At 68.5% G+C, this 5,044-nt stretch carries 4 protein-coding genes and 1 pseudogene; 4 read left to right on the top strand and 1 reads right to left on the bottom strand.

Annotated features, from left to right (window positions below; all coding sequences use genetic code 11):
- Window positions 1-132 (bottom strand): annotated as a pseudogene (locus ASJ79_RS32435) (inositol-3-phosphate synthase); the annotation flags it as partial.
- 376 nt (window positions 133-508) lie between these two features.
- Between ASJ79_RS32435 and ASJ79_RS18520 the strand changes: the two are divergent.
- From ASJ79_RS18520 to ASJ79_RS18505, 4 genes are all read left to right on the top strand, one after another.
- Complete coding sequence (locus ASJ79_RS18520; protein WP_067958218.1) at window positions 509-937, top strand: diol dehydratase small subunit; 429 nt, start codon at window positions 509-511, stop codon at window positions 935-937.
- 10 nt (window positions 938-947) lie between these two features.
- Window positions 948-2,669, top strand: coding sequence for a propanediol/glycerol family dehydratase large subunit (locus ASJ79_RS18515; RefSeq protein WP_231750916.1), 1,722 nt, complete (start codon window positions 948-950; stop codon window positions 2,667-2,669).
- A 2-nt stretch (window positions 2,670-2,671) separates the two neighbouring features.
- Window positions 2,672-3,247: a propanediol/glycerol family dehydratase medium subunit gene (locus tag ASJ79_RS18510; RefSeq protein ID WP_231750915.1), complete on the top strand. Its 576-nt coding sequence runs from the start codon at window positions 2,672-2,674 to the stop codon at window positions 3,245-3,247.
- A gap of 17 nt (window positions 3,248-3,264) precedes the next feature.
- A partial coding sequence (locus tag ASJ79_RS18505) for a diol dehydratase reactivase subunit alpha (protein ID WP_067958212.1) occupies window positions 3,265-5,044 on the top strand: 1,780 nt, incomplete at its 3' end.

Raw genomic sequence — 5,044 nt, 5'->3', positions numbered from 1 at the left:
GGAGATCTCGATGGTGTCGGCGTAGTACTTGCCGATGCCGTCGAGGGTGGGGCCGCGCTGCACGACGACGTCGGTCGGGGGGACGTCGGCGATCTTGATGGTGTTGTTCTCGGAGGCGAAGATGGCCGACGACCGGGGACAGCAGCCGGGAGGCCACCGACAGCTGCAGCGAGGACGCCGCGGCGCGCGGGGGCACCGCCGCGACCTCGCAGCCCGCGTACCGCGCCATGGCGCGCCGGGTGCCGGCGGCCAGGTCGGTCAGCACGGGTTCTGCGAACAGTTCGGCCATCGGCCGCCATCCGTCGCCGGTCGGCTCGACCAGCCTGAAGTACTCACCCAGGCGCAGGACCCGCTCGGGAAACGGTCGGTCCTCCATGGGTCGATCACGGTAGACGAAGACTGCAACCTCGGTGCAACGTGACGGGAGCCACACTGGTACCCACGCGACTCGTCGAGTTACCAACCGACCCCGGGTGGCCGCGTGCCGCCCCCGTTCCAGGAGAGGTGTATGACGGAATCAAACCTCGATCCCGCGGTGGACTATCCGTTGAGCGTGAACCGCAACGATTTGTTGTTCACGCCGACAGGCAAGTCCATCGACGCCATCACAATGCCCGCCGTCGTCGCGGGCGACATCGAGGCCGCCGACCTTCGGATCACCCCGGACACCCTGCGGCTGCAGGCCCAGATCTCCGAGAAGGTCGGCCGGGTACAGCTGGGCGCCAACCTGCGCAGGGCGGCGGAGATGACGGCGATCTCGGATGAACGGGTTCTCGAGATCTACAACGCCTTACGCCCGAACGCGTCGACGAAGGAAGAGCTGGAAGCGATCGCCGAGGAGTTGTCGTCGCAGTACCAGGCCGAGCTTCTCGCCGAGTTGGTGCGAGAGGCGGCCGAGGTCTACGAGCGCCGCGACATCCTGGCCACGAGCGAATAGGAGAGAATCTGTGACTGCCTCAGCACTGTCCCAGCGGTCTTCGGTCGAAACCGCGCGGCGTTCCCTGCGGACCGAGGCCCTCGAGAGCCGCCCGGTCAACCTCGACGGGTTCGTCGAGGAATGGCCCGAGGTCGGCATGGTCGCGATGGACAGCCCGTTCGACCCCAAGCCGAGCGTGCGCGTCGAGAACGGTCTGATCGTCGAGATGGACGGGGTGGCCCGCGCCGACTTCGACTTCATCGACCAGTTCATCGCCGACAAGGCGATCGACGTGCAGACCACCGAAGCCTCCATGGCCATTCCCGCCGTGGACATCGCCCGGATGCTCGTCGACCCCAACGTGTCCCGCGCCGAGGTCATCGCCGTCACGGGCGGACTGACCCCCGCGAAGCTGCTCGAGGTCACCAAGACCATGAACATCGTCGAGATCATGATGGGCATGCAGAAGATGCGGGCCCGGCGGACCCCGGCGAACCAGGCGCATTGCACCAGTGCCCGCGACAATCCGCTGCAGGTGGTGTGCGATGCCGCCGAGGCCGCGCTGCGCGGATTCTCCGAGGTCGAGACGACCCTCGGCGTGGTGCGGTACGCACCGCTGGTGGCGATGGCGCTGCAGATCGGCAGCCAGGTCAACCCCGGTGGACCGATGACCCAGTGCGCGCTGGAGGAGGCCACCGAGCTCGAGCTCGGCATGCGGGGCATCACCGGTTACGCCGAGACGATCTCGGTGTACGGCACCGAGCCGGTCTTCGTCGACGGTGACGACACCCCGTGGTCGAAGGCGTTCCTGGCCGCGGCGTACGCGTCGCGCGGCATCAAGATGCGGTTCACCTCCGGTACTGGATCGGAGGTGCAGATGGGCAACGCGCAGGGAAAGTCCATGCTGTACCTGGAGATTCGCTGCATTCTGGTCACCAAGGGGGCCGGTGTGCAGGGGCTGCAGAACGGCTCCATCTCGTGCATCGGCGTGCCGGGTGCGGTGCCTGCGGGGATCCGGGCCGTCGCCGCGGAGAACCTGATCGCCGCGGCGCTGGACCTGGAGTGCGCGTCCGGCAACGACCAGTCGTTCTCGCATTCGCCGATGCGGCGGACGGCGCGGCTGATGCCGCAGATGATGCCCGGTACCGACTTCGTCTGCTCGGGCTATTCGTCGATGCCGAACTACGACAACATGTTCGCCGGGTCCAACGTCGACAGCGACGACTTCGACGACTTCAACACGATCCAGCGCGATCTGCAGATCGACGGCGGTCTGCGGCACGTCAGGGAGTCCGAGATCCTGGCGGCGCGCACCAAGGCGGCCAAGGCGCTGCAGGCGGTGTTCGGTTACCTGGACCTGCCCGCGATCAGTGACGCCGAGGTCGATGCGGCGGTGTACGCCAACGGATCCCAGGATCTGGTGCCGCGCGACGTGCTGGAGGACCTCAAGGGTGCCCAGCAGGTGATGGACCGCGGCATCACCGGTCTGGATCTGGTGAAGGCCCTCGATGCCACCGGTTTCTCCGACATGGCGGCCAACCTGCTGAACGTGCTGCGGCAGCGGGTCTCCGGCGACATGCTGCAGACCTCGGCGATCATGACCCGCGACTTCACGCCGCTGTCCGGGGTCAACGACGGCAACGACTACCGGGGCCCCGGCACCGGTTACCGGCCTTCGGGACAACGGTGGGAAGAGATGAAACGGCTCAGGCACGTGACGAGTGCGTCCAACCCGGAAGAAGAGGTGCAGTGACCGTGACGACCATCGCGACCGACAAGCAGCGGGCGGTCACGTTGACCGACACCGGGCCCGCCGAGCGGGGCTCGCGTTCCGATGAAGTGGTGCTCGGGGTTTCGCCGGCGTTCGCCGACTTCTTCAGCCAGACGATCGTCAACGTGTCCCACGGCGAGGTGCTCCGCCAGATCCTGGCCGGCATCGAGGAGCAGGAGGTGGCGGCGCGCGTCATCCGGGTCCGGCACAGTTCCGACCTCGCGGTGATCGCGCACACCGCGGCCAAGCTGTCCGGGTCCGGTATCGGCATCGGCCTGCTGTCGCGCGGGACGTCGATGATCCACCAGCGGGACCTACCGCGACTGTCGAGCCTGGAACTGTTCCCGCAGTGCCCGCTGCTGACGTTGGAGACCTACCGCAGCATCGGCTCCAACGCCGCGCAGTACGCCAAAGGCGAGTCACCGCAGCCGGTGCCGACGCTCAACGACCAGATGGCGCGGCCGCGGTGGCAGGCCAAGGCGGCACTGCTGCATCTGAAGGAGACCGAGCAGATCGTCAAGGGGGCGAAGCCGGTCGAGGTGCAGGCGGTGTTCTCCTGACGGCGCGCACGCGAGAAGTGGACGGGGCCGTCGTCGTCGGCGTCGACATCGGCAATTCGACGACCGAAGCCAGCGTCGCCCGGGTGGGCCCGCAGGGGACGATCGACTACATCGGCGTCGCGCTCACCCACACCACCGGCGTCAAGGGCACCGTCAAGAACGTCGACGGTGTGCTCAAGGCCGTCACGTGGGCGGCGCAGGACGCCGGCATCGGCATCGACGCCCTCGACGTGGTCCTGCTCAACGAGGCGACGCCGGTGATCAGCGGCCTGGCGATGGAGACCATCACCGAGACCATCATCACCGAGTCGACGATGATCGGGCACGACCCGAGAACACCGGGCGGACGCGGGCTCGGCGTGGGCGTCATCGTCGACTTCGCGTCGCTGTCCGGGCTGACCGGCGAACAGCCGGTGATCGCGCTGGTGCCCCGGGAGATCGACTTCGAGGATGCCGCGGCCGGGATCGAGGCGGCCACCGTTCGCGGGGTCGACGTCTCGGCCGCGATCCTCGGCAACGACGACGCGGTCCTGGTGGCCAACCGGCTGAGCCGGCGGATCCCGATCATCGACGAGGTGTCGCGCATCGACGCGGTGCCGGTCGGCATGCTGGCCGCGGTCGAGGTGGCGGCACCGGGGCAGTCCATCCGGACGCTGTCGAACGCCTACGGGTTGGCCACCATCTTCGGTCTGGACGCCGACCAGACCCGGGTGGTGTCGCCGGTGGCGCGGGCGCTGACCGGCAACCGGTCGGCCGTCGTCGTCAGGACCCCTTCCGGCGACTTGGCGGACCGCGCCATCCCGGCCGGGTCGCTGGAGCTGTCCGGTCCGAACCGCGTTGCGGTGGTGGACGTCTCGCTGGGCGCCGCGGACATCATGGCGGAGGTGGAGCGTGTCGGGCCGCTCGTCGACGTGGCCGGGGAGTCCGGGACGAACGCGGGCGGGATGATCGCCAACGTCCGCCAGAGCATGGCCGATCTGTCCAAGCACGACATCGGCGACGTCAAGATCACCGATCTTCTCGCGATCGACACGCAGGTGCCGCAGGAGGTGCGTGGCGGGGTGGCCGGCGAGGTCGCGCTGGAGAACGCGGTGGCGCTCGCGGCGATGGTGCGGACCAAGGAGAGCGGTATGCAGGCGGTCGCCGACGCGATCGCCGAGCGGCTCCGCATCGCCGGCGCGGAGCGGGTCGCCGCGCTGGTCGGTGGTGTCGAGGCCGAGATGGCGGTGCGGGGTGCGCTGACGACGCCGGGCACCGACCGTCCGCTGGTGGTTCTCGACATGGGCGGCGGCTCCACCGACGCCGCGGTGATCGGCACCGACGGGGCGATCGACGCGGTCCATCTGGCGGGGGCGGGCGATCTCGTCACCAAGCTCATCGACACCGAACTCGGACTGGGCAACCTCGAGCTGGCCGAGGAGATCAAGCGCTGCCCGCTGGGCAAGGCGGAGAGCTTCTTTCACGTCAGGTTGGAGAACGGCACCGCGCAGTTCTTCGAGAAACCGCTGCCCGCAACGGCGTTCGCGCGCGTGGTGACCCTGTCGGGGCAGGCGATGAATCCCATCCCCACCCGCCACTCGATCGACCGGATTCGCGAGGTGCGCCGCACCGCCAAACAACGGGTGTTCGTCGTCAACGCGCTGCGTGCGCTGCGCAGCATCGCCCCGGCCGGGGACCTGCGCAGGATCGGCTTCGTGGTGCTGCTCGGCGGCTGCGCGCTGGACTTCGAGATTCCGGAACTCATCGCCGACGCGCTGGCGCCCTACGGGATCGTCTGTGGCACAGGAAATGTGCGGG

Source organism: Mycobacterium sp. NAZ190054 (assembly GCF_001545925.1).
Lineage (GTDB): Bacteria > Actinomycetota > Actinomycetes > Mycobacteriales > Mycobacteriaceae > Mycobacterium.
The sequence above is the reverse complement of the archived record's forward strand: the minus strand, read 5'-3'. Positions and strand labels throughout refer to the sequence as shown.